Annotated in this window: 24 protein-coding genes and 1 riboswitch; of the genes, 14 read left to right on the top strand and 10 right to left on the bottom strand. The window is 66.7% G+C overall.

The genetic code is table 11. The features are described from left to right. Positions 1-25: 25 nt before the first annotated feature. A complete protein-coding gene (locus ACY48M_RS00760; RefSeq protein WP_462818335.1) occupies positions 26-1,570 on the bottom strand; it encodes a PTS mannitol transporter subunit IICB in 1,545 nt (514 codons plus the stop codon). Positions 1,571-1,651: 81 nt separating this feature from the next. Next, entirely contained in the window at positions 1,652-3,310 is a 1,659-nt protein-coding gene (gene ptsP / locus ACY48M_RS00755; protein ID WP_462818334.1) for a phosphoenolpyruvate--protein phosphotransferase, read from the bottom strand. Between the two features lie 163 nt (positions 3,311-3,473). Here ptsP and ACY48M_RS00750 point away from each other — a divergent pair, with 163 nt between their 5' ends. The 14 genes from ACY48M_RS00750 to ACY48M_RS00685 all read left to right on the top strand — a co-directional run bounded on the left by ACY48M_RS00750 (position 3,474) and on the right by ACY48M_RS00685 (position 15,228). Next, the gene (locus ACY48M_RS00750; protein ID WP_462818333.1) at positions 3,474-4,262 is read left to right on the top strand and encodes a DeoR/GlpR family DNA-binding transcription regulator; all 789 of its coding nucleotides are present in this window, start codon (positions 3,474-3,476) and stop codon (positions 4,260-4,262) included. A gap of 26 nt (positions 4,263-4,288) precedes the next feature. After that, the gene (locus tag ACY48M_RS00745) at positions 4,289-4,564 is read left to right on the top strand and encodes an HPr family phosphocarrier protein (protein WP_462818332.1); all 276 of its coding nucleotides are present in this window, start codon (positions 4,289-4,291) and stop codon (positions 4,562-4,564) included. A 73-nt stretch (positions 4,565-4,637) separates the two neighbouring features. After that, positions 4,638-5,666, top strand: coding sequence for a YihY/virulence factor BrkB family protein (locus ACY48M_RS00740; protein ID WP_462818331.1), 1,029 nt, complete (start codon positions 4,638-4,640; stop codon positions 5,664-5,666). Positions 5,667-5,729: 63 nt separating this feature from the next. Next, positions 5,730-6,593, top strand: coding sequence for an exodeoxyribonuclease III (locus tag ACY48M_RS00735; RefSeq protein WP_462818330.1), 864 nt, complete (start codon positions 5,730-5,732; stop codon positions 6,591-6,593). 55 nt (positions 6,594-6,648) lie between these two features. Continuing rightward, positions 6,649-7,656, top strand: coding sequence for a tryptophan--tRNA ligase (gene trpS, locus ACY48M_RS00730; protein WP_462818329.1), 1,008 nt, complete (start codon positions 6,649-6,651; stop codon positions 7,654-7,656). Between the two features lie 52 nt (positions 7,657-7,708). After that, positions 7,709-8,278, top strand: coding sequence for a GNAT family N-acetyltransferase (locus ACY48M_RS00725; RefSeq protein WP_462818328.1), 570 nt, complete (start codon positions 7,709-7,711; stop codon positions 8,276-8,278). 69 nt (positions 8,279-8,347) lie between these two features. Beyond that, positions 8,348-8,507, top strand: a riboswitch (FMN riboswitch). Between the two features lie 72 nt (positions 8,508-8,579). Beyond that, a complete protein-coding gene (gene ribD / locus ACY48M_RS00720) occupies positions 8,580-9,626 on the top strand; it encodes a bifunctional diaminohydroxyphosphoribosylaminopyrimidine deaminase/5-amino-6-(5-phosphoribosylamino)uracil reductase RibD (RefSeq protein WP_462818327.1) in 1,047 nt (348 codons plus the stop codon). After that, positions 9,626-10,249 carry a riboflavin synthase gene (locus ACY48M_RS00715; protein ID WP_462818326.1) on the top strand — a complete coding sequence of 208 codons (624 nt, stop codon included), beginning with the start codon at positions 9,626-9,628 and terminating at the stop codon, positions 10,247-10,249. Before ribD ends, ACY48M_RS00715 begins: the two co-directional genes overlap by 1 nt. After that, on the top strand, positions 10,246-11,547 hold the full coding sequence (gene ribA / locus ACY48M_RS00710; RefSeq protein WP_462818325.1) for a GTP cyclohydrolase II: 1,302 nt from the start codon (positions 10,246-10,248) through the stop codon (positions 11,545-11,547). Before ACY48M_RS00715 ends, ribA begins: the two co-directional genes overlap by 4 nt. Then, positions 11,544-12,014, top strand: a complete 471-nt coding sequence (gene ribH / locus ACY48M_RS00705) for a 6,7-dimethyl-8-ribityllumazine synthase (protein ID WP_462818324.1) — start codon at positions 11,544-11,546, stop codon at positions 12,012-12,014. Before ribA ends, ribH begins: the two co-directional genes overlap by 4 nt. A 64-nt stretch (positions 12,015-12,078) precedes the next feature. Continuing rightward, entirely contained in the window at positions 12,079-12,201 is a 123-nt protein-coding gene (locus ACY48M_RS00700) for a hypothetical protein (protein ID WP_462818323.1), read from the top strand. A 65-nt stretch (positions 12,202-12,266) separates the two neighbouring features. Further along, positions 12,267-12,476, top strand: coding sequence for a hypothetical protein (locus ACY48M_RS00695; protein ID WP_462818322.1), 210 nt, complete (start codon positions 12,267-12,269; stop codon positions 12,474-12,476). Between the two features lie 17 nt (positions 12,477-12,493). Continuing rightward, the gene (locus ACY48M_RS00690) at positions 12,494-14,389 is read left to right on the top strand and encodes an ABC transporter ATP-binding protein (RefSeq protein ID WP_462818321.1); all 1,896 of its coding nucleotides are present in this window, start codon (positions 12,494-12,496) and stop codon (positions 14,387-14,389) included. Between the two features lie 245 nt (positions 14,390-14,634). Continuing rightward, complete coding sequence (locus tag ACY48M_RS00685) at positions 14,635-15,228, top strand: PadR family transcriptional regulator (protein ID WP_462818320.1); 594 nt, start codon at positions 14,635-14,637, stop codon at positions 15,226-15,228. Between the two features lie 124 nt (positions 15,229-15,352). Here the strand turns inward: ACY48M_RS00685 and ACY48M_RS00680 are convergent, their stop codons facing one another. From ACY48M_RS00680 to ACY48M_RS00645, 8 genes are all read right to left on the bottom strand, one after another. Beyond that, positions 15,353-16,186: a TrmH family RNA methyltransferase gene (locus tag ACY48M_RS00680; protein WP_462818319.1), complete on the bottom strand. Its 834-nt coding sequence runs from the start codon at positions 16,184-16,186 to the stop codon at positions 15,353-15,355. A 105-nt stretch (positions 16,187-16,291) separates the two neighbouring features. Further along, positions 16,292-17,059 carry a VOC family protein gene (locus ACY48M_RS00675; RefSeq protein ID WP_462818318.1) on the bottom strand — a complete coding sequence of 256 codons (768 nt, stop codon included), beginning with the start codon at positions 17,057-17,059 and terminating at the stop codon, positions 16,292-16,294. A gap of 55 nt (positions 17,060-17,114) precedes the next feature. Further along, complete coding sequence (locus tag ACY48M_RS00670) at positions 17,115-17,786, bottom strand: CoA transferase subunit B (RefSeq protein ID WP_462818317.1); 672 nt, start codon at positions 17,784-17,786, stop codon at positions 17,115-17,117. Between the two features lies 1 nt (position 17,787). After that, positions 17,788-18,570 (bottom strand): CoA transferase subunit A, encoded by a 783-nt coding sequence (locus ACY48M_RS00665; RefSeq protein ID WP_462818316.1) that lies wholly within the window; start codon positions 18,568-18,570, stop codon positions 17,788-17,790. Between the two features lie 50 nt (positions 18,571-18,620). After that, a complete protein-coding gene (locus ACY48M_RS00660) occupies positions 18,621-19,202 on the bottom strand; it encodes an isochorismatase family protein (RefSeq protein WP_462818315.1) in 582 nt (193 codons plus the stop codon). Between the two features lie 50 nt (positions 19,203-19,252). Further along, positions 19,253-20,857, bottom strand: coding sequence for a D-alanyl-D-alanine carboxypeptidase (locus ACY48M_RS00655; protein WP_462818314.1), 1,605 nt, complete (start codon positions 20,855-20,857; stop codon positions 19,253-19,255). A gap of 43 nt (positions 20,858-20,900) precedes the next feature. Then, positions 20,901-21,905, bottom strand: a complete 1,005-nt coding sequence (locus tag ACY48M_RS00650; protein ID WP_462818313.1) for a Gfo/Idh/MocA family protein — start codon at positions 21,903-21,905, stop codon at positions 20,901-20,903. 52 nt (positions 21,906-21,957) lie between these two features. Next, positions 21,958-22,788 (bottom strand): hypothetical protein, encoded by an 831-nt coding sequence (locus ACY48M_RS00645; RefSeq protein ID WP_462818312.1) that lies wholly within the window; start codon positions 22,786-22,788, stop codon positions 21,958-21,960. Positions 22,789-22,853 lie beyond the last annotated feature (65 nt).

Raw genomic sequence — 22,853 nt, 5'->3', positions numbered from 1 at the left:
CGTTGTCGACCGGTAGAGGTGAGGGTCAGCTGCCGGACTGCCGCTTGAGCAGGTCGACGACCTCGTCATACTTGGGGCTGTTCATGAAGTTGTCGACCGACAGGTGTGTGGCGTTCGGCGTCTTCTGCGAGGCCCGTTCGGTGAGGTCCTGGTGCGTGATGACCAGATCCTCAGTGCCGTCCAGGTTGGCGATCGACTTATTGACGACCGTCACTCCCTCAATTCCAGCCTTCTTCACCTTGTTGCGCAAGACCGAAGCACCCATCGCGCTCGAACCCATGCCGGCGTCGCAGGCGAACACCACAGTGTGGATGGGCTTGGTCGCAGTCGCAGTCGCAGTCGCTGGAGTGCCCGCGGTCGACGCAGCAGCGGCACCGCCCGCGAGCCCGCCGAGCACGCTCGACGACTTGCCCTTGTTCGACTCAGTCTGGGCCACAGCGGAATCGAGGTCGCCACCGCCATTGGCGAGGTCCTTCTTGCGACTGGCACGGAGGATGATCGCAGCGATCGTGAACGAAACGGCAGCCGAGAGCACCACCGAGAGGATGACTCCCAGGTAGCTGTCATTCGCGGTCTGCAGCAGCACGGCAAAGATGCTGCCGGGTGACGCCGGGGCTCGGAGGCCGCTATCGAAGATCACGTTGGTGAGCACACCGGTCATGCCTCCACCGATGACGGCGAGCACGAGAATCGGCTTCATGAGCACGTAGGGGAAGTAGATCTCGTGGATGCCACCGAAGAACTGGATGATGATCGCACCAGGTGCGCTCGCCCGTGCCACCCCGATGCCGAACACAGCGAAGGCGAGGAGCAGCCCGAGCCCTGGGCCGGGGTTCGCTTCGACGAGGAACAGGATCGACTTGCCCGCTTCACCGGTCGCCTGCTGCGTGCCGATTGGCGTGAATACGCCGTGGTTGATGGCGTTGTTGAGGAACAAGATCTTGCCCGGCTCGACGACGATGCTCAGGAGCGGCAGAAGACCGAGCCCGACCAGCCAGTCGACCGCGGCCTCAAGTGCATTGCTGATCGCGGTGACGACCGGTGCGAAGGCGAAGAACCCCGCAATCGCCATAATCGCCGCAAGGATGCCGGCGGAGAAGTTGTCCACGAGCATCTCGAAGCCGGGCTTGATCTTGCCAGCCCAGAGTCCGTCGACCAGCTTCATGAGCCATGCCGTGAGCGGCCCCATAATCATCGCGCCAAGGAACATCGGAATGTCGGTGCCGACGATGACACCCATCACGGCGATCGCACCGACGACGCCGCCGCGGGTGCCGTAAATGAGCTTGCCGCCCGTATAGGCGATGAGCAGCGGCAGCATGTAGTTGATCATGGGTCCGACAAGGCCGGTATAGGCATTGCCATCGGCATCCTCGCCAAATCCACCGAGGGCCGGAACCGGCGTCCAGCCGGTCTCGATAAACAGGGCCGTGATGAGGCCCCAGGCAATGAAGGCACCAATGTTGGGCATGATCATGCCGCTGAGGAACGTGCCGAAGCGTTGGACTCCGACTCTCGCTCCTCCCTTGGCGCCTGCAGCTGCGGGAGGTGCAGTTGACTCCGTTGTCATCGTTCTCTTCCTTCGTTCGAGTGGTTGGGGTGTTTCAGGCGGGTGGTTCTCTGACGCTTCGGTCTATGAAGTTGTGTTCTCTCAGCGATGGGCGACAGCGGTGCGAACCGCGTCACGCGCAGCAGCGGCACCGTGTGACGCGAGCGCCACCTCGGCGAGCGCCGCGGCATCCGCTGCCGTGTGGTTCAGCAGCTCGGCGCGCACGTCGGCGAACGCAGCAGGGGTCATCGAGAGCGACGTGACCCCGAGCCCGACGAGCACGACCGCGAGCAGCGGGTCGGCCGCAGCCTCGCCACACACGCCGACCGGCTTGCCCGCCTCGCGGCCGGCATCACCGAGCATCTTGACAAGGCGAAGCACTGCCGGATGCCACGGGTCTTGGTAGGCGGCGACGGAGCCGAGCATGCGGTCAGCAGCGAGGGTGTACTGGGTGAGGTCGTTGGTGCCGATGCTGACGAAGTCGCTCGCGAGCGCCACCTGGTCTGCCATGAGGGCGAGTGATGGAATCTCCGCCATGACACCCGCCACCGTGATGCCGAGCTCTCGCGCAAGGGACACAAAATATTCGGTCTCCTCGACATCGGCGACCATGGGGGCCATGACCCAGAGTTCGGCATCGCTTGCCTTCTGGGCCCGAGCAAGGGCGGTGAGCTGCTCGCGAAGGATCTGCTCGTTGGCGCGGAGCGAGCGGAGCCCGCGCAGCCCGAGGGCGGGGTTCTCCTCCTTCGCGTCATTCAAGAAGCTGAGGGGTTTGTCGGCGCCGGCATCGAGGCAGCGCACGACGACCTTCTTGCCGGGGAACGCGGCAAGCACGGCCGTGTAGTCGGCCTCCTGCTGCTCGACCGTCGGCGCCTCGGTGGCGTCGAGAAACAGGAACTCGGTGCGAAAGAGCCCGACACCTTCGGCGCCGAGTTCGACGGCGGCCGCGGCATCGTTGGGGCTGCCGAGGTTGGCCAGCAGCGGAATCTTGGTGCCGTCGGAGAGGGCACCGTCGGTGATGGGCGCGTTGACGATGGCCCTGAGTTCGGCCGTGCGGGTTTCGGCATCGGCGAGCTGCGCGGAGCTCGGGTCGACCGTGACCGTGCCGGCCGCCGAATCGATGAGCACCATGGTGCCGTTGTTCAGCTCTTCAGCGCCCGCAACGCCGACGATCGCCGTGATCGACTTCGACCGGGCAAGGATCGCCGTGTGCGAGGTTGGTCCGCCATCGCGGGTCACGAGCGCGAGCACCTTCTCGAGGTCGAGGAGCACCGTGTCGGCTGGCGCGAGATCGTGCGCCACGAGCACGAACGGCGAGTCGGAGGTGGGGACTCCCGGGGCCGGGACCCCGCGAAGTCGCGCGATGATGCGCTGCGACACGTCCCCGAGGTCGGCAGCGCGCTCCGCCATGTATCCGCCCATGCCGGCGAGCAGCTCTTGGAACGCCGCGAAGGCCTCAAACACGGCACGCTCGCCCGTGCTGCCACCATCGATGCGGGCGTTGACGTCATCGACAAGGCCCGGGTCCTGCGCCATCATCGCCTGCGCGTCGAGCACCGCCTGGGCGTCACCGCCGGCCTTCTGCCCGCGCTCGGTGAGCTCGGATGCGACGGCGGCGAGCGCATCCGTCACTGTCTGCTTCTCGTGTTCGGCGTCGCCCGTGCGCTTGCTTGCGACCGGTTCGGGGAGTGGATCGGGCATCCGAAGTACGGGCCCTGCGGCGATTCCGCGGCCGACGCCGACTCCTCGAAGCTCTCGCATCACAGACTCCCTTGACGTGTGGCGGTGGTGACGTGTGTCAGAGAGTACCCTGAACTCGATTGACAAACAAACGAAATCAAAGATAAAAATACCGAAGCAGACATTTGTTTGTGATGTTTTTTACTGTGGATGCCACAGCGCTTTGTGAACGACGGAGTCACGTATGTACGCACCGGAACGCCACCAGGCCATCCTCGAGCAGGCGCGCGCCAACGGTCGGGTCGAAGTGCGAGAGCTTGCCGAACTGCTCGCCGTGACACCAGAGACCATCCGGCGCGACCTCACGAGCCTCGAACGACGCGGCCTCGTGCGACGTGCACACGGCGGCGCCATCCCCGTCGAACGTACCCTCGGAGGCCCGGCCGTCGCCGACCGCAACGAAGTGCTCATCGCCGAAAAGCTCGCCATCGCCACCGCGGCAATCGACGAACTGCCCGACGGCGGATCCATCATCATCGACGCCGGCACGACCACCATCAAGCTCGCCGAGCTGCTGCCGACCGACCGTGCCCTCACGGTGCTCACCCACTCGCTCCCCGTCGCCATCGCCCTCGCGGGCCGCGACAACATTGAGCTCCACATGCTCGGCGGGCTCGTCCGCTCCTCCTCCCGCGCGACCGTTGGTACCTGGACCCACCAAATGGTGAGCATGGTGAGCGTCGATGTCGCCTTCATCAGCATCAACGGCATCACACCGGAGCGCGGCCTTACGACCCACAACATCGCCGAAGCGGCCGTCAAGTCCGCCATCATCAAGGCGAGTCGGCGCAGCATCGTGCTTGCCGATCACAGCAAGTTCGGCCGCGAGGAGTTCGGCCGCGTCGCCCCGCTCGCGGCCATCGACACCATCATCACCGACGTCGGCGCCAACGCGGAGCTCGTCCACGAGGTTGAAGCCTCCGGCCCCGACGTGATTCTCGCCGGATCTGCAGGGGCCGCAGCAGTAGCATGACCACACCACCACGGGAGGAACACGACATGGCAGAAGCACAGCGCACCGTCGCATTCGGGTCAGCCGTCGGGCTACACGCAAGACCCGCATCGACCATCGCAAAAGCGGCAGCCGAGAGCGGCCACACTGTGACCCTTGAGTCGACCGAAGGCAAGAAGGCCAATGCGGCAAGCGTGCTGCTGCTGCTGGCGATGGGCGTGAGCAAGGGCGATGAACTCACCCTCACCGTGAGCGGCGACGATGCCGAAGCGAAGGCCGACGAGCTTGCAGGGCTCATCGCCTCGGAGCTCGACACGGAGTAGCTCAGCACTGGGCAGCTCAGCACCGGGCAGCTCGCCCCTCCCGCTGGGCAACATCCCGACCTAGGGTGGACGGGTGGCACTGCTCAAAAACCTCATCGCGAAGATCGTGGCGTCGCGACCCGTGCGCGTTTTGCAGCACTATGGGGAGAGTCGCGGCCCGATTCTCGCGTCAGGGCTCTCGTACCAGGCGATCTTCGCCGTCTTCGCCGCCATCTGGGTCGCCTTCTCGGTCGCCGGGCTCATCATCACGGGCAACGCCGAGCTTATGCAGTCGTTCTTCAACGTCATCAGCACCTCCGTACCCGGCCTCATCGACACGGGCGATGGCAATGGCGCGATCGACCCCGCCGACCTCACCGAGGCCGGCATTTTCGGATGGACCGGCGCCATCGCCCTCGTCGGACTCCTCTTCACCGCGCTTGGGTGGCTCGCATCGAGTCGCGACTCCGTGCGGCTTCTCTTCAACCTGCCGCCGGAACGACTCAACCCCGTGCTGCTCAAGCTCAAAGACGCCGGTCTTGGCCTCGCCTTCGGCGTTGCCCTCCTCGTCTCTGCTGGCCTGCTCCTTTTCAGCACACACCTCGTCGATACCGTGCTCGGCGTTATCGGCATCAACGCCGAAGCGGCCGCGGCGGAGATCGTCGGAGGCGCGATCGGACTGCTGCTCATGTTCATCATCGACACTGTGACCCTCGCTGCGCTCTTCCGTTTCCTCGCGGGCCTGCGCGTCCCATTCCGACCACTCGTTGTCGGATCGCTCATCGGCGCGGCGGGCCTCGGAGTACTCAAAGTGCTCGGCTCATCACTCCTTGGCGGCGCCTCAAGCAACCCCCTCCTCGCATCCTTTGCCGTCATCATTGGCCTGCTCATCTGGTTCAACCTTCTCTGCCAGGTGATTCTGCTTTCGGCCGCGTGGATCGCCGTCGGGATGTTCGACCGGGGCCTCGCCGCCGACCCGCGCATCGAGGCGGAGCGCCGCAAAGAGCGTGAGCTTGCGGCGGCACGTGAAGCTGCAGTGCGCCAAGAGGCCGAGCGACGGCTCGGTCGCGTTCGTCGAACCAAACGCTGGGGATGGCTGTTCGGGCGACGCCCGCAGCACTGACGGTGACGGATGCTGGCCGACCCTTGGCAGCTGTGTGACGGTGGCCCCCGCTAGGGTCGAATCATGCCGAAGCCGCTCCGAATCGCCTCCGTCAACGTCAACGGCATCCGTGCCGCCTACCGCAAAGGAATGGGCGACTGGCTCGCTGCGCGCGACGTCGATATCCTTGCGCTGCAAGAGGTCCGCGCCGACACCGAGCACATCACCGACTTGCTCGGCGACGAATGGGACGTGCTGCACGATCCAGCGACCGCGAAGGGTCGGGCCGGCGTCGCCATCGCGAGCCGTGCCGGTGATCGTGGGCGCCGCGGAGCGACAATCCATCGGGTCGAGCTCGGGGCATCCGATTTCGACAGCGCGGGGCGCTGGCTTGAGGCCGACTACGAGGTTGGCGATGAGATAGTCACGGTCGTGAGTACGTACGTGCACTCGGGCGAAGACGGCACGCCGAAGCAGGTCGAGAAGTACAAGTTCCTCGACGCCATGCAGCAGCGCTTGCCGGAGCTCGCGAAGCATTCGAAATATGTTGTTGTGCTTGGCGACCTCAACGTGGGGCACACCAAGCTCGACATCAAGAACTGGAAGGGCAACGTGAAGAAGGCGGGGTTCCTGCCCACGGAACGCGCCTACTTCGACCGCTTTCTCGGGGCTCAGGGCGAGGAGGTCGAGTGTCAAGACGGCACAAGCGGCACCGGTCTCGGATGGGTCGACGTCGGCCGCCGCCATGCCGGCGAGGTCGAGGGCCCCTACACCTGGTGGTCGAACCGCGGCCAGGCGTTCCCCAACGACGTCGGCTGGCGCATCGACTACCAGCTCGTCACCCCAGCCCTCGCCGAGACGGTCGCCGCCTATGCGGTCGACCGCTACCCCTCCTACGAGGAGCGCTGGTCTGACCACGCGCCCGTCGTCGTCGACTACGACGTGTAGTGCGCGCGCGGCTGCCAGGGCGCGCGGGCGGTGCGAAAGCTGGGAGAATGGTCGGATGACCGCAAAGCCCCGCCTTTTCTCCGGCATGCAGCCCTCGGCCGACTCGCTCCAGATCGGCAACTACATCGGGGCGCTCCTGCAGTGGCGGCAAATGCAGCAGACGCACGACGCCGTGTTTTGCGTCGTCGACTTGCACGCGATCACGGTCGCGCAAGACCCGGCGCAGCTCCGGGAGGCCACTCGCCGCACGGCGGCCCAGTACATCGCAGCCGGCATCGACCCCGAAATCTCGACGCTGTTTGTGCAGTCGCATGTGGCGGCGCATCCGCAGCTCGCGTGGGCACTCAACACGATCACGGGTTACGGCGAGGCGAGCCGCATGACCCAGTTCAAGGACAAGTCGGCGCGGCAGGGGGCGGATGCCACGACCGTCGGTCTCTTCGCCTACCCCGTGCTCATGGCCGCCGACATCCTGCTCTATGACGCCGAGGTGGTGCCGGTCGGCGAAGACCAGCGTCAGCACATCGAACTCACTCGCAACCTGGCGGAGCGCTTCAACTCGCGGTTCGGCGAGACCTTCGTTGTGCCAGAGGCGCAGATCCAGAAGGCATCTGCCAAGATCTACGACCTGCAAGACCCGAGCAACAAGATGAGCAAGTCGGCATCGAGCGAGAAGGGTGTCGTCTGGATGCTCGACGAGCCCACCGCCACGGCGAAGAAGATCAAGTCGGCGACGACCGACAGTGACGGCACCGTGCGCTTCGACGTCACCGAGAAGCCTGGCATCTCCAACCTGCTGACGATCTACTCCGCCCTCACGGGGACCATCATTCCCGCGCTCGAGGAGCAGTATGCGGGCCGCGGCTACGGCGACTTCAAGAAAGACCTCGCCGAGGTCGTCACCGAAACCTTCTCCCCCATCCGTGCGCGCGTGCTGGAGCTGCTCGACGACCCCGCCGAGCTCGACCGGATTCTCGCCGGCAACGCCGACCGGGCAGCCGCGATAGCGGATGCCACGCTCACCCGCGTCTACGACCGCATGGGCATGCTCCCCCGCCGCTGAGCCCGACCGACCCCACACGGACACCGCGCGCCCCGGCACCGAGCCACAGCCCATGCGACCATTCGAACTTTTGACACCTCGGCTCACACTTTCGGCGCCGACGACGGCAGACGCCGAGGCACTTGTCGAGCACTGCCAAGACCCCGTGCTGAGCCGCTACATCCCAGCGATCAGCCAGCCGTACACGCTCGAGCATGCCCGGGAGTTCGTTACCTTTGCCGACGATGGCTGGGCTTCTGGGCACGAACTCACCTGGGGCATCCGCGCACCCGGCGAAGGGCTGCTTGGGGTGGTCTCGCTGCGGCGGGTGACGGCCGACGACATCGGGTTTTGGCTTGGTGCCCGGCACCGGGGTCGGGGCATCATGCCGGAGGCGGTCGGTGCCGTGCTCGACTGGGCGTTTGCCGAGGCGAACCCGCTGCGGGTGGCGTCGGTCGGCTGGGAGTGCCTCGTCGGCAACACGGCGTCGGCGTCGGTGGCGCGCAAGACCGGCTTCACATTTGACGGGCTCGGCGAGAGTCGAAGGGTAGCTGCCGACGGAGTGCGCCCGCGATCGTGGCGAGGGCATCTCCACATCGGCGACTCCCGCGACCTGAAGCCGGGCTGGCCAGACGGGGTATAGCCGGCATTCGTGTCGAGTATGACGCCAGGAATAACTGCGGGTGCGGCAGGTTGATAGACTGTGAAAAGTACGTGCTCCGGGGTCGGTGAAAATCCGAACCGGCGGTGATAGTCCGCGACCCGCTGATCTGCGAAAGCAGGAAGGCGGTTGAGCCGGTGAAATTCCGGCACCGACGGTAATGAGTTTGCAGAATATTGCGAGTTCTCAGTCCGGATGAGAGGAAGCACACGTGGTCCGCGTTGACCACGGCCGCCACCGCGCGGCATGCCTCGGAGTCGACCACCGTCGAACCGAGGAACGAATGACCAGCACCGCGCGACCCACAGACGAGCATCTCGTCCGCGCCATGCGTCACGCCCTTTCGCTCGCGACTCGCGGGCCGTCGTGGGGCATCAATCCGCAGGTCGGATGCGTGCTTCTCGACGCTGAAGGAACACCGGTCGCCGAAGGGTGGCACCGCGGCTCCGGCACCGCCCACGCTGAAGCCGATGCGCTCGCCAACCTCGGGAGCCGAAGCGCCGAAGGGCTCACCGCCGTCGTCACCCTCGAACCCTGCAACCACACGGGGGTCACCGGCCCCTGCAGCGAGGCGCTTATCGCCGCTGGCGTCTCCCGCGTCGTCTACGCCGTCGACGACCCAGGGGTCATATCCGGCGGCGGGGCAGAGCAGCTCCACGCTGCCGGCATTGAGGTCATCACCGGCGTTCTGGCTGACGAAGTCGAGGCCGCCATCGAACCGTGGCTTGTCGCTGTGCGCCGCTCCCGACCCTGGGTCACCGTCAAATGGGCGTCGACGCTCGACGGCAGGGTCGCCGCCAGCGACAACACAAGCCAGTGGATCACCGGCGCGGCGGCACGCCAGCATGTGCACGAACTGCGGGCAACGAGCGATGCGATCGCGGTCGGCACCGGCACTGTGCTCAGCGACGACCCGTCGCTCACGGCTCGCGGTGACGCCGGTGAGCTCATGGAGCACCAGCCGGTGCCCGTCATCATCGGCGAAACCCTCGTGCCACGTTCATCGCGCGTGCTCCACCACCCGCGACCCGCCATCATCATCACCAGCCACGACCTCGACGCAGCGCTCGCTGAACTGTTTGCCCGGGGCATCCGTCGCCTCTTCGTTGAGGGAGGGCCAACGCTCGCAAGCGCCTTCGTTGCCGCGAACCTCGTCGACGAGTACGCGATCTACCTCGGGGCGAAACTGCTCGGGGCGGGCTGCACCGCGATCGACGGCATCGGCGTCGACACGATCGGCGACGCCAAGCGGCTTGAGATTCACAGTGCCGAGCTTCTCGGCAGCGACCTCTTCGTCGTCGCGCGACCAGCACAGGAAGGACCCCGCTGATGTTCACCGGAATTATCGAGGAGATCGGCGAAGTGCTCGCCTGGCAACCAACGACGGATGCCGCGCGCCTCACCGTGCGCGCCCCGAAGGCGGTCTCCGACGCGGGTCATGGTGACTCCATTTCGGTCAATGGCGTGTGCCTGACCGTCGTCGATCAGGGCGAGGACTGGTTCACCGCCGATGTCATGGCGCAGACGATCGCGATGAGCACCTTCACGCACCCGACGTCGGGTGAGCCCGTGAACCTTGAGCGTGCCGCGCCAGTGCACGGTCGTCTTGGCGGCCACATCGTGCAGGGACACATCGACGGCACGAGCGAACTGCTGAGCATCACCCCCGGTGAGAGCTGGCGGGTGTTGCGGTTCAGCCTGTCGCCAGAGCTTGCGCCGCTCGTCGTCGATAAGGGCTCCATCGCGGTCGACGGTGTCTCGCTCACCGTCTCTGCGGTGGGTGACGACTGGTTCGAGGTGTCACTCATCCCCGAGACGCTCACGGCAACAACCCTCGGTCGCCGGGCGCTCGGCGACCACGTCAACATCGAAACCGACATTGTGGCTCGCCACGTGCAGCGGATGCTGCGCTTCACGTCGGCCGCAGCCACCACCGAGAGGAGCGAGCCATGAGCCTCGCCGACATCCCCACCGCCGTCGCGGAACTCCGCGCCGGCAAACCCGTCATCGTTGTCGATGACGAGGGTCGCGAAAACGAGGGTGATGTCGTGATCTCGGCGCAGCTCGCCAGCCGCGAGTGGATTGGTTGGATGGTGCGCTACACCTCTGGCTATGTGTGCGCTCCCATGTCGCGTGAGATTGCCGACCGGCTCGATCTTCCGCCGATGGTGCTCAACAACGAAGACCCGCGGGGCACGGCCTACACCGTTTCGGTCGACGCGGCCGAGGGCGTGACGACGGGCATCAGCGCTTCGGACCGTGCGACCACCCTCCGGGTGCTCGCCGATCCGACGGCAACGCCAGCGAGCGTGATTCGCCCTGGGCATGTGCTGCCGCTGCGGGCCGTTGAGGGCGGTGTGCGGGAGCGTGCTGGGCACACCGAGGCGACGGTCGATCTCATGAAGCTCGCTGGCCTTGAGCCGGTCGGTGCGATTGCGGAGATCGTGGAGGATTCGGGCGAGATGATGCGCCTGCCTGGGCTGCTCGAGCTCGGTCGCGCCCACGGCATTGTGACGATCACGATCGAGGCGCTCATCGACTACCTCAACGATCTCGATGACGATGTGGCCGCGCCGCTCGGCGTGCAGATTCCGCAAACCTCGCGCGTGCTGTTCGAGGTCGAGACCCTGCTGCCAACGACGCACGGTGCGCTCACGGTCCGCGCCTATCGTGACCGGATGAGCGGGGCAGACCACGTCGCGATCATCGCGGGCGAACCGGTCGATGGATGCCTCGTGCGCGTGCACTCGGAATGCCTCACCGGCGAGGTCTTCGGTTCGCTCAAGTGCGAGTGCGGGCCCCAGCTCGAGGCGGCACTCCGCCTCATTCAGGCCGAAGGGGGTGTGGTCATCTACATGCGCGGGCATGAGGGCCGCGGTATTGGCCTCGTCAACAAGCTCAAGGCCTACCGCCTGCAAGACGACGGCCTCGACACGGTCGATGCGAATGTCGCGCTCGGCCTGCCAGCCGACGGTCGCGATTATGGTGCCGCGGTGGCAATCCTCGAGGATCTCGGCATCTGCTCGGTGCGGGTGATCACGAACAACCCAGACAAGGTCAATCAGCTCACCGATCGCGGCATCACCGTGACCGAGCAGGTGCCGATTGTGGTGGGGGTCGGCAACTTCAACGAACAGTACCTCGAGACAAAACGGGACCGGATGGGGCATCTGCTGCCGCAGCAACTCGGTGAATTCGAAGTCGACGCGGATGAAATGGTTCGTCAGAGCCGGAAGGAGCAGGCCCTGTGAGCGGAGAAGGATCGCCAAACGTTGAGGTCGATGGCCGCGGCCTGTCGGTGACGATTGTTGCCGGGCGGTGGCACGAGATCATCACGGACGGACTGCTCGATGGCGCGCGGCGTGTGCTCGCAGCATCCGGTGCCAGCGTGACCGAGGTGCGGGTGCCAGGCAGCTTCGAGTTGCCCGTCGCCTCGAAAGCAGCGCTTGAGAGCGGTGCGGATGCTGTCGTCGCCCTCGGCGTGATCATCAGGGGCGGCACCCCTCACTTCGAGTACGTGTCTGCCGCGGCGACCGACGGCCTCACACGGGTCGCGCTCGACACGGGCAAGCCGGTCGGGTTCGGCCTCCTCACGCTCGATGACGAACAGCAGGGCCTCGATCGGGCCGGGCTGCCGGGGTCGAAAGAAGACAAGGGCGCCGAGGCGGCCGAGGCGGCGCTCGCGACAGCCGTCGTGCTGCGGGAGTTGCGCGGCTGACACGGCGCGGCTGGTGGGCAGCGCGCGTGACGTTGCCACCCACGAGCGTCGGTAGGATGAGAGCATGACTACTCGCAATGGTGCCCGCGGCGCCGTCACCTTCTGGTCGTGGACCGTCGTCATCGTTGCCACTGGGCTCTTCGCAGCCTGGGTCTACACCGTCTTCGTCGGGTCGATCTTTCTCTAAGCTGTCGAACGATCGCCGCGTCAACGTTGGTTGACGATGGTGCATCCGTCAACTAGCGTTGACGCATGAGCGATCTCCACACGCTTGCGGGCGAGGCAGAGTCCGACGACCCGTACACGGCACTCCGCGCGATCCGTAGACTACGACAGGAGCTTGATCGCGCCGAGGCGGCAGCTGTCCGTCGTGCACGCAACGCGAACCACTCCTGGCAGCTCATCGCCCTCGCGCTCGATGTGAGCAAGCAGGCCGTACACAAGAAGTACGGCCGTAGATGACCGGAGCAGAGCATCCCATGAGCACCACCAACCCGACCACGCCCGCCCCCGACGCCACCCCACCGCGCCCAGGCCGCAAACCCAAATACGACGGCCCGAAGGCGAAGTTCTCCGAACTCTTCCCCTACCTCCTTGAGCACAAACGTGTGCTCGGGTGGGTGGTCGTGCTCAGCATCTTCGGCGCGGCCGCATCCCTCGCGCAGCCCCTCCTCGTCAACCAGGTCATCGTTGCGGTCGAGACAGGAGACGCGCTCGGCCCGCTCGTCGCCATCCTCGTCACCCTCGTCGTGGTGGCGGCCCTGCTCAACGGCTTCCAGCACTATCTGCTGCAGCGCACCGGCACCGGCGTCGTCTTCTCGGCCCGCAAACGGCTCGTCTCGCGGATGCTTCGGCTCCCCATTCGCGAATACGACACCCGCCGCACCGGCGACCTGGTCTCACGTGTCGGCTCCGACACCACCCTCCTCTACGCCGTCCTGACACAGGGACTCATCGACGCGATCGGCGGCGCGTTCATCTTCGTCGGTTCGATCATCGCGATGCTCATCATCGACCCCGTCTTGCTGGGCCTCACCATGCTCGTCATCACGATTTCGGTGGTGATCGTCGGCCTCCTCTCCGGCCGCATCCGTCGCGCAAGCTTGGCGCAACAAGAGAAGGTGGGTGATGTCGCAGCTTCCGTCGAACGCGTGCTCGGCGCCATCCGCACCGTGCGTGCCGCGAACGCGACCGAGCGCGAGAATGACGTCATCGACGAGCAGTCTCACGGGGCCTACCTCCGCGGCCTCGACGTCGCCAAAGTGTCGGCGCTCGTCGTGCCCGTCGCTGGCATCGCGCTGCAGGTGTCACTGCTGACGGTGCTCGGCGTCGGAGGCTACCGTGTTGCCGCCGGCGACATCACCATCGCTTCGCTCGTGACGTTCATCATCTTCTTGTTCATGCTCATCAGCCCGCTCGGTGTGGCATTCGGCGCCGTCACCTCGGTCAACCAGGCACTCGGCGCGCTCGGCCGCATCCAGGAGATCATCCGGATTCCCAGCGAACTCGAAGAGGATGTCGCAATCACCGCCGCACCCGCCCTCGACGGCGTCTCGGCCGGTGATGATGCCATCGCCTTCGAGGGCGTGCACTTCACCTACCCCGAAGCCGCCCACAAGACCGAAGCCGAAAAGCTCCTCGCGGCCGAACTCGGCGAGGCTGCCGTCAGCGAGGGCGTGCCAGGCGCCCACGACCGCACCGTGCTCGTCGATGTGAACTTCGCGGTGCCGCGCGGGCAGCGCATCGCCCTCGTCGGCCCGTCCGGCGCCGGCAAGTCCACCATCCTCGCCCTCGTCGAGCGGTTCTACGACCCGACGGCTGGCGTCGTGCGCATGGGCGGGCGTGACATCCGATCGATCGACCGTGATGAGCTGCGCTCCCGCATCGGCTACGTCGAGCAAGATGCACCCGTGCTCGCCGGCAGCCTGCGCGACAACCTCACCCTCGGCGCCCCGGATGCGACAGATGCCGAATGTGTCGAGGTGCTCGCATCCGTCAACCTCAGCAGCGTGCTTGAGCGCGACCCTGCCGGACTGGGTGCGCAAGTCGGCGAAGACGGCGTCATGCTCTCCGGCGGCGAACGTCAGCGGCTCGCGATCGCCCGCGCCCTGCTCGCCGCCCCGCCCATCCTGCTGCTCGACGAGTCGACGTCGTCACTCGACGGTCTCAACGAGCAGCTGCTGCGGGAGGCAATCGATGCGGTCGCACAGGATCGCACCCTCATCGTGATCGCGCACCGCCTCTCGACGGTCGTCGATAGTGACCGCATTGTCGTGCTCGAGAACGGGCGGGTCATCGGCGAGGGCACGCATTCGGAACTGATCGTCTCGACACCGCTCTACCGCGACCTCGCGAAGCACCAGCTGCTCGTGTAGGGGGCCGGCTGGGCGGCTGCTCGGCTACAGACAACGCCGCGCGCATGGTTGTGCGCACCGCGCCCGCTGTCCACGCGGACACCGCGCACCTCCCGCGCGCGGAAATTCAGGAGATTCGGCGCCACAACCCCTCCCTCGCACCCATATGCGGGAGTGGGCGGCAAATCTCCTGAATTTCCGTTGACGCCGCATCGTCATATCTGTATGGTCGGTATTCATATACACGGCATACATAGGGGGTCGCCATGTCGGTGCGGATGAGCATCCTCGCGATGCTGGCACAGCAGCCGAGCTACGGGTATCTGCTGCGCGCCGAGTTCGACCGCCGCACGGGAGCTCCCAAGCCCCTCAACGTCGGCCAGGTCTACAAGGTGCTCGAAACGCTCGAACGCGACGGCCTCGCCACACGCAGCGCCCAGACGGATGCTGACGGGCACGTCTTCTACGAAGCATCCGACGCCGGTCGCGCCGCCGTGGAGCGCTGGCTCGCCACCGCCGAGCGCCCGGAATCACCGACGAGGAGCGACCTCGCGGTGAAGGTTGCCATCGCCTCGACGCTGCCCGGCATCGATGTCGATCGTATCCTCGTGGTGCAGCGTCAGGCGGCGATCGAACGCCTGCAGCACCTCACGCGCGCCACCCCGGCGTCGACGGCCGGCCTCGGCCCGCAGCTTGCCGCTGACGCCATCGTGTTCGAAGCCGAGACGGAGGTGCGCTGGCTCGACCACGTCGCCCAGCGCATCCGTGCCGCGCGAGCCGCTGGGGAGACGCTCGCCGTGCCCTTCGACACCGAGCCGCCGAAACGTGGGCGGCCGCCGAAGGTGTCGCGCGGCGAATGACGGGTTTTCGGCGGGATGACGCTGCCGCGGCGCCGTCAATCCGCCGAAACCGCGTCATTCGCGCGAGGTGAGGCGAGAGAAGCCGAGGCGAGGTGAGGTGAGAGTGTGCCTGACGCTCGAGCCGCTACAGCGCGAGCGCGTACATCGCGACCGCAGCCGCTGCCGCCACGTTGAGGCTGTCGATGCCGTGCCGCATGGGGATTTGCACGACCGTGTCGGCGGCCGCAATCGCCTCCGCCGTGAGCCCCTCCCCCTCCGCTCCGAGCACGAGGGCGACGCGCTCGGGCGCGTCCGCCGCAAACGCGCGCAGCGGCACGGCATCGTCGCTGAGGGCGAGCGCCGCGATATGGAACCCGGACGCCACGAGCACCGAGCGTATCGCCGCCCAGTCGCCAACGCCCCCGCTGCCGGGCAGCCGGGTCCACGGCACCTGCAGCACCGTGCCCATGCTCACGCGGATCGCGCGCCGGTAGAGCGGGTCGGAGGAGCGGGGGGTGATGAGCACGGCGTCGGCGCCGATTCCGGCGACTGAGCGAAAGATTGCCCCGACATTGGTGGGGTCGACGACGTTCTCGATGATGACGATGCGCCGGGTCTCCGCTAGCAGGTCGCTTACTGCGGGCAGCGGCGGGCGTTCCATCGAGGCGATGAGTCCGCGGTGGAGGACGTACCCGGTGAGCTGTGTGAGGAGTTTGCCCGGCGCCGTGAATACGTCGATGTCGGGGCCGACGAGCGCGACCGCCTCATCGACCGCCGCGCCCCCAAGGGCGAGCACTGCGCGCGGGCAGTGCCCGGCACGGAGCGCCCGCTCGAGCACGAGCGCGGACTCGGCGATATAGAGCCCGAGTTCACCGCTCGGGTCGCCATTGTGCCCGGCCTTGCGGAGCGCCACATCAGTGCGATGGGCGAAGTCGCTGAGGCGGGGGTCGTCGAGCGAGTCGACGTGGATAACCGGCATCCGACGATTCTCTCAGAGCTGGATTGTGCGGGGCTGGCTTCGACAGGCTCAACCAGCGGGGTCGCGCGGGCCGGGCTTCAACAGGCTCAACCGACGGGGCCGCTGTTAGTCGGCCTGCACGATTCCGAAGCGTGCCCCGAGCGGATCGGCGACGATCGCAAACGGGCGGCCGTTCCCGATGCGGGTGGGGGCGTCAATGAGGGACCCACCGCCTGCGCGGGTCGCCGCAACCGCCGCATCCAGGTCTGCGACGCAGAAGTAGGTGCGCCAGCCGGGCAGACTGCCCTCGGGGAGTCGTCGGACCGCCGCGACGCGGGAGCCGTCGGCGAGCCTCGCGAGCCGATACCCGTCGACCGGGCTCGGTTCGTCAAGCTGCCATCCGAGGGTGTCGGCATAGAAGCTCGAGCCCGCGATGGTGTCGTCGGCGTAGAGCACCGTCCAGGTAATGAAGCCCGCCTCGGCGCGCGCGGCCGGTGCGACGCCGCGCGGCGCCTCCCAGAGGCAGAAGCCGGCACCGTTCGGGTCCATGAGAAACGCGAACGTGCCGATCGAATCCTCGGCACCATCGACCTGGAAGGGCTCAACGATCACGACCGCGCCGTTCGCCCGCGCCCTGGCGACACTGCCGACGAGGTCACTAACCGCGAAATAGGCGTTCCACACGGCGGAGAACTCAAGGCCTTCAACGCCCTGACGAATCGACGCCACGGGAGAATCGCCGGCCAGCGCGACGGTGACAGCGCCGAGCTCGGCGCTCGAATCGAAATCCCACGACAGCACGGAAGAATAGAACTCGCGTACGCTCGAGGAGTCTGGCGTCACCAGTTCTGCCCAGGCGACCGCGCCGTGATGGCGCGGAGCGTTGTCTGCCATGTTCTCCCCCGAAGTGCTCCGCTGCGCGTTCAAGCCTAATCGAGCGCTGTGCGAGCTAGGACACCCGCATCTCGCTCGGGGCCTCTGGCACGGCGAGCGGGGCATCCGTCGCCGCAACGACATCGTCAACACTCACACCGGGGGCGAGCTCGCGCAGCACGAGCCCGTCGTCGGTGACATCGATGACGGCGAGGTCGGTGATGATGCGCTCGACTGAGCCCTTGCCCGTGAGCGGAAGGGTGCACTCGCGGACCACCTTGGCGCTGCCATCTTTGGCGACGTGCTCCATGAGCACAATCACGCGGTCGGCCCCGTTGACGAGGTCCATCGCCCCGCCCATGCCCTTGACCATCTTGCCCGGCACCGCCCAGTTCGCGATGTCGCCCTTTTCGGAGACCTGCATTGCGCCGAGCACTGCTGCGGCAATCGCGCCGCCGCGGATCATGGCGAAGCTCTGCGCGGAATCGAAGAACGAGGCGCCCGGCAGGGTCGTGACCGTCTCTTTGCCCGCGTTGATGAGCTTGGGGTCTTCTTCACCGCGCCATGGATACGGCCCGACACCCAGGATGCCGTTCTCCGAGTGGAGCACGATCGTCTTGTCGGCGGGAATGTGGTTCGGAATCATGGTGGGCAAGCCGATACCCAGGTTGACGTAGGAGCCATCCTCAAGCTCGAGTGACGCCCGGAATGCCATCTGGTCACGGGTCAGCGCATTGGGGTGGGCCATGTCAGTTCTCCTCCTGGCGGTCACGCACGGTGACCTTCTCGATGGGAAGGTCATTTGCCTGTTCTGGCGTCAGCGCAACGATCAGGTCGACAAAGATGCCGGAGAGGTGCACATCATCCGGGTCGATTTCTCCCGGCTCAACAAGCTCGTCGACCTCGGCAATCGTGACGCGGCCGGCCATCGCCGCAAGCGGATTGAAGTTGCGGGTGGCTTTCTCGAAGACGAGGTTGCCGTGGCGGTCGCCCTTCGCTGCGCGCACCAGCGCGAAGTCAGTGCGGATGCCCTCCTCAAGCACATACTCACGCTCGGTGCCGAGCGAGCCGAGCACCCTCGTCTCCTTGACGGGCGAGTGCTTGACGACGTTGCCCTCCGCGTCATAACGCCACGGAAGCCCGCCCTCGGAGACGGCCGTGCCGACACCGGTGGCGGTGTAGAACGCCGGGATGCCGGCGCCGCCCGCGCGAAGACGCTCGGCGAGCGTGCCCTGCGGCGTGAGCTCGACCTCGATCTCGCCAGCGAGATATTGTCGGCCGAACTCCTTGTTTTCACCGATGTACGAGGCGATCACACGACGGATGCGCTTGTTGCTCAGCAGCTCGCCAAGACCCCACCCATCGACGCCGCAGTTGTTCGAGACCACCTCGAGGCTGCCGGTGCCCTGGTCGCGCAGGGCGGTGATGAGGGCCATGGGGACACCGCTGAGCCCGAAGCCGCCCACAGCAAGGGATGACCCCTCGGGGATGCGGCTCACGGCCTCCGCTGCGGATGCGCAGGTTTTGTCCATCAGTGATGGTTCCTTTCTGACAACGGTTGTGGTGGTGGGTACTGCATCACTCACGCAGACGCGTGCACGGCGGCACCCGACTGGGCGAGCACGGCGAGCGCGGCAGCGCTCGACTCGGGCGCAACACCCGCCACCAGGTCGTGCAACACACTGACGGTGTAGCCGGCGTCGAGCGCGTCGCGCGCCGAAGCGAGCACGCAGTAGTCGGTCGCGATGCCAACAACATCGATTTCGGAGATGGCACGGGCGGCGAGCACTTCTGGCACCGGCTGCCCCGTCTCGGTCGTGCCCTCGAAGATCGAATACGCGGGCACCCCCTGCCCTTTGCGCACGTGCACCGTGACGGGAGCGGTGTCGAGGGCGCTGTGATACTCGGCACCGTCTGTGCCGGCAACGCAGTGCACCGGCCACGTCGTGACGAAGTCTGGTGCGGCATCCGTCGCGAAGTGGCCGCCATTGTCGCCCGCACCGTCATGCCAGTCGCGCGAAGCAAACACTTCGTCATAGCGGCCGGGATGCTGCGCCAGATATCGCGTGATGCCGGCCGCGACGGCTGCGCCCCCATCAACGCCGAGCGCCCCACCCTCGGTGAAGTCGTTCTGCACGTCGATGATGAACAGTGCGCGAGCCATGCCCCCATCCTATTGGAGGGCGGGGGGCACGCCGCCCGGCCCGGGCAGCCTCAGTCGCCGGGTGGCGCGTCGGCGTTTGCGAGGTTGTCGCCGCACGTATGAATCTCGGCGACGAGTGACTCAAGCGCGAGACTGGTGGCGCTCGTCACCGACCCGGTCGACTGCAGCGCCATGGCGATGATGGAGCCGTCGGCGGCCGTCATGAGCCCACCGAGCGCCGTCGCGTCGTCGGTGGCCGAGCCCGTGCCAATGAAGGTGGTGTGCACGGTCGAAAGCTCACCGCTGAAGCGATGCATGAGCGGTCCCGAGACGCCTGCGACGGGCAGGGCCGCCTGGATGCGGTGGAGTGTCGGTTCACCCGAGACGATGATCGAGAATAGCCGGGCGACATAGTCGGGGTTCGCCGCCGTCTCTGGGTTGAGCCCCGAGCCGTCCTTGACAACGAGCCCTTCGGTCGACACGCCATATTCGGTGAGCACAGAGCGGTACAGCTGGTCGAGGGATGCCGCGGACCCGTCGCTCCCAACGGCCTTCGATGAGAGCCGGGCGAGCGTGTCGGCAAGCGTGTGATCGTTGAGGTGGAGCATCTGCTCGACGAGCACCGAGACAGGCTGCGAATACACCTCCGCAAGGAGGGGCCGATCGGTGAGGGCAGAACCGTAGGTGATTTTCGGTGTCGACGACAGGTCAAGGCTCGAGACGAATGCGCTCGTCGCCGAAGCGATGGGGTCGCTACCGCGCGGGCTCGTCGCCGACGTCGGGTCTTCTCGGTCACCATCGACCATGAGGGGGGTGATGTTCGCCTGCGTGCCCGTGCTCAGCTCGCTCGACGCCCAGCCGACATCCCACATGTCACCGGAACTCCACAGCCCGGCATCGACGACAATCTCGGTGACCTCCCACGACGACGCGGCACGCTCGTCGTCGGAGCCGGGTCGCTCGTCTGCTTCGCGGTCGTCGCCGCGGTCGTCATCGCCGCGGTCGTCGTCGCGGTCGTCGTCGTCGTCATCCGGCCCCGATTGCGTGCTCGGGTACAGCCGATCGAGCGAGGCCGTCGTTTGCGCCGCGAGATCGCTGACCTTCGGCGCACCCGTGTAGACACTCTCGGTGCCAGCGGGGAGCGCGCTGAGCGTGGCATCCCCACCCCCAACGATCACAATGCTGCCCTTGACGCTGCCCTCGTAGACCCGCGTGGCGATGCGGGTATCGGGGCCGAGCACGTGCAGCGCGACCGCGGCAGTGAGCACCTTGTGCAGCGAGAGCGACGCCACCGGCTCGTCGGCGGCACGCGAGTACAGCTGCTCACCCGTGACCGCGTTGACCACGGAGGCCGACAGGGTTGCGAACGCCGGGTCTGTCGTATCGACAGCGCAGGTGCGGGCGCGCACGGGTGATGCGGCGAGCTCGGGCACCGTGCGGGCTTCGGTCTCTTCTTCGTCGATCGCGACGGATGCTACTGGCCCACGATTCGCGGCGGCACCAGCCGCGACCGCACCGGCGCCAAGGGCGACGACGATCACGCCGGCACCGGCCGCGAGCATGGCGCGCGGGTGTCGCGAGAACCACGCCGAGACACGGTCGACAATGCCGGGCGCCGTGGCAGCATGCTGCCTGGCGCTGTCGCGGCGACTCGGGGGTGTCTCCTGCTCGATCACCCGCTCATCGTAGCCGCGCGCTTCGTGGCACCAAAATGGGGGGTTATTGCGCGGTCTCGCCCGGATATACGAGGCCGATCTGCTCACGAATGGTGTCGAGCGTCTGCATGATGGTCACGGTTTCGTCGCCTGGCAGGATTTCGGAGACGACTTGGCCTTCCGCGGCGAGCCGCTCAAGCTCCCACGCCTGCCACTGCATGCCGCGGCTGCCGGGTGCCGAGCGGTCGTCGGTGTCGATCTCGTGCCGCTCTGCGACCGCGCCGGCGCTGTCGTAGCGGGTGAATGAGGTGGGCGTGTACCACACCGGGTCGATGTCGATGCGGCCGAGGGTGCCGATCACCGACGCCACGTTGGGGCCCCGTGTGTCGAGTGCGGCGTGAAGCACAGCTCGGCGGTCTCCCTCGAACTCAAGGATTGCGGAGGTTTGCCGGTCGACCCCCGTCGAGGTGAAGACCGCGGAGGCGTGAATCGCTGTCGGCGCGCCGAAGAGATCGTGCGCGAACGAGATGGGATAGATGCCGAGGTCGAGCAGCGCGCCGCCGCCAAGTGCGGGGTCGTAGAGACGATTCGTGGGATCGGATGGCAGAAGCTGGGTGTGGTCGACGAGGAGGGTCCTGACCTCGCCAAGGTCTCCAGCCGCGATGCTCTCGCGGATGCGCACCATGTGCGGCAAGAAGCGGGTCCACATGGCCTCGAGCACAATGAGCCCCCGATCGCGCGCGAGGTCGACGAGGAGGCGAGCATCACGAGCATTCAGAGTGAATGGCTTCTCGAGGAGGACGTGCTTGCCGGCCTCCAGCGCAAGCTTCGCAGCGGTCACATGGAACGGGTGTGGCGTCGCGACGTAGATGACATCGACATTGGGATCTGCGACAAGTGATTCATACGAACCATGCGCCTTCGCAATGCCGAATTCCGACGCGAAGGCCTCTGCGGTGGCGAGCGTGCGAGACCCCACCGCGGTCACCGTGAACCCATTCGCGAGGAGGTCATTCGTCTGTGCGCGGGCGATGCGACCTGGCCCAAGGATTCCCCAGCGAAGTGTCATGATGCGTGTCCTCTCCTGCCCCGGCGTTGGGGTCTCAAGAAAGGGTAGCCGCTCAGCAGCTCGCCCAGCGCGCCGATGCCCTGGTGAAGTCTGGTGCTTCGTTGAAGGTCGTGCCGACCCCGCCGTGTGTCGCGGCGAAGTAGATGCAGATGCCGGCGACAGCACCCGCGTAGTCGGGCTTGAAGAGCGAGGCTCGGTGCGAGTCGGACTCCCACCACTTGTCGGCGACGGATGCTCCGGTGTCGCCGCTTCCGCCAGCGAGGTTGCCGTCGCATCCGACGCTCGGCTGCCCGTCACTGCGCACCGAGCCGAGGTGGCCCCACGCGCTGAGGGGGTCGTCGCTCGGGTCTTCTGCCATCCAGATGAGGCGGTCTTCCATGCACTCGTCGTAGCGGAAATTCTCGAGCGGCACCGGCTGCATGCAGTTCGCGACCCGAATCGCGTTGTACTGGTCGGCGAACGAGGCGAGGTCGGAGGTCGTGGTGCCGGTAATGACGCCACCCCCTGCGGTGCGAGCGGGCGCCGTGCCGGTGACACCGCTCAGCGCCGTCGGGCAGGCGAGACCTGCGGATGCGACGGCGTCGCGCCGTTCGACGGCGTCAGGTGCGGTGCTCGCCGGGACCGGACGCTGCGCAAGGTGCTCGGAGTCGGCGGTAAGCACCGCGGCATCCCGTGGCGCCTGCACCTCGGCGGGCGCGGCGGCGGTGTCTGCGGCGGTTGCGGTGCTGGCTGCGGTGGGGTTGCTGGCGAAGGTGGGGACGGAGACGATGCCCGCTTCGGCCCGTTCGGAGCCGAAAAGCGAGGGGCCGCTGCCACCGACGAAGGGGAGGGCGATCGTGAGCACGACGCTGAAGGCGGCGACGAGTGTGGCTGATCGCTTCATGTCAGCTCCCCCCGCACCCCTGCATGTACCCCAAACCTGTCGTTCGGCGTGCGTTGACTCTAAGT

The organism is Homoserinimonas flava, assembly GCF_054969005.1.
Note: the sequence above shows the minus strand (reverse complement) of the source record. Positions and strands in the feature narration are given on the sequence as shown.

Bases quoted from the DNA above. Each gene is read 5' to 3' on its own strand.
- ACY48M_RS00760 (WP_462818335.1), bottom strand. From the start codon at position 1,570: ATGACAACGGAGTCAACTGCACCTCCCGCAGCTGCAGGCGCCAAGGGA.
- ptsP (WP_462818334.1), bottom strand. From the start codon at position 3,310: ATGCGAGAGCTTCGAGGAGTCGGCGTCGGCCGCGGAATCGCCGCAGGG.
- ACY48M_RS00750 (WP_462818333.1), top strand. From the start codon at position 3,474: ATGTACGCACCGGAACGCCACCAGGCCATCCTCGAGCAGGCGCGCGCC.
- ACY48M_RS00745 (WP_462818332.1), top strand. From the start codon at position 4,289: ATGGCAGAAGCACAGCGCACCGTCGCATTCGGGTCAGCCGTCGGGCTA.
- ACY48M_RS00735 (WP_462818330.1), top strand. From the start codon at position 5,730: ATGCCGAAGCCGCTCCGAATCGCCTCCGTCAACGTCAACGGCATCCGT.
- trpS (WP_462818329.1), top strand. From the start codon at position 6,649: ATGACCGCAAAGCCCCGCCTTTTCTCCGGCATGCAGCCCTCGGCCGAC.
- ACY48M_RS00725 (WP_462818328.1), top strand. From the start codon at position 7,709: ATGCGACCATTCGAACTTTTGACACCTCGGCTCACACTTTCGGCGCCG.
- ribD (WP_462818327.1), top strand. From the start codon at position 8,580: ATGACCAGCACCGCGCGACCCACAGACGAGCATCTCGTCCGCGCCATG.
- ACY48M_RS00715 (WP_462818326.1), top strand. From the start codon at position 9,626: ATGTTCACCGGAATTATCGAGGAGATCGGCGAAGTGCTCGCCTGGCAA.
- ribA (WP_462818325.1), top strand. From the start codon at position 10,246: ATGAGCCTCGCCGACATCCCCACCGCCGTCGCGGAACTCCGCGCCGGC.
- ACY48M_RS00700 (WP_462818323.1), top strand. From the start codon at position 12,079: ATGACTACTCGCAATGGTGCCCGCGGCGCCGTCACCTTCTGGTCGTGG.
- ACY48M_RS00695 (WP_462818322.1), top strand. From the start codon at position 12,267: ATGAGCGATCTCCACACGCTTGCGGGCGAGGCAGAGTCCGACGACCCG.
- ACY48M_RS00690 (WP_462818321.1), top strand. From the start codon at position 12,494: ATGAGCACCACCAACCCGACCACGCCCGCCCCCGACGCCACCCCACCG.
- ACY48M_RS00685 (WP_462818320.1), top strand. From the start codon at position 14,635: ATGTCGGTGCGGATGAGCATCCTCGCGATGCTGGCACAGCAGCCGAGC.
- ACY48M_RS00680 (WP_462818319.1), bottom strand. From the start codon at position 16,186: ATGCCGGTTATCCACGTCGACTCGCTCGACGACCCCCGCCTCAGCGAC.
- ACY48M_RS00675 (WP_462818318.1), bottom strand. From the start codon at position 17,059: ATGGCAGACAACGCTCCGCGCCATCACGGCGCGGTCGCCTGGGCAGAA.
- ACY48M_RS00670 (WP_462818317.1), bottom strand. From the start codon at position 17,786: ATGGCCCACCCCAATGCGCTGACCCGTGACCAGATGGCATTCCGGGCG.
- ACY48M_RS00665 (WP_462818316.1), bottom strand. From the start codon at position 18,570: ATGGACAAAACCTGCGCATCCGCAGCGGAGGCCGTGAGCCGCATCCCC.
- ACY48M_RS00660 (WP_462818315.1), bottom strand. From the start codon at position 19,202: ATGGCTCGCGCACTGTTCATCATCGACGTGCAGAACGACTTCACCGAG.
- ACY48M_RS00650 (WP_462818313.1), bottom strand. From the start codon at position 21,905: ATGACACTTCGCTGGGGAATCCTTGGGCCAGGTCGCATCGCCCGCGCA.
- ACY48M_RS00645 (WP_462818312.1), bottom strand. From the start codon at position 22,788: ATGAAGCGATCAGCCACACTCGTCGCCGCCTTCAGCGTCGTGCTCACG.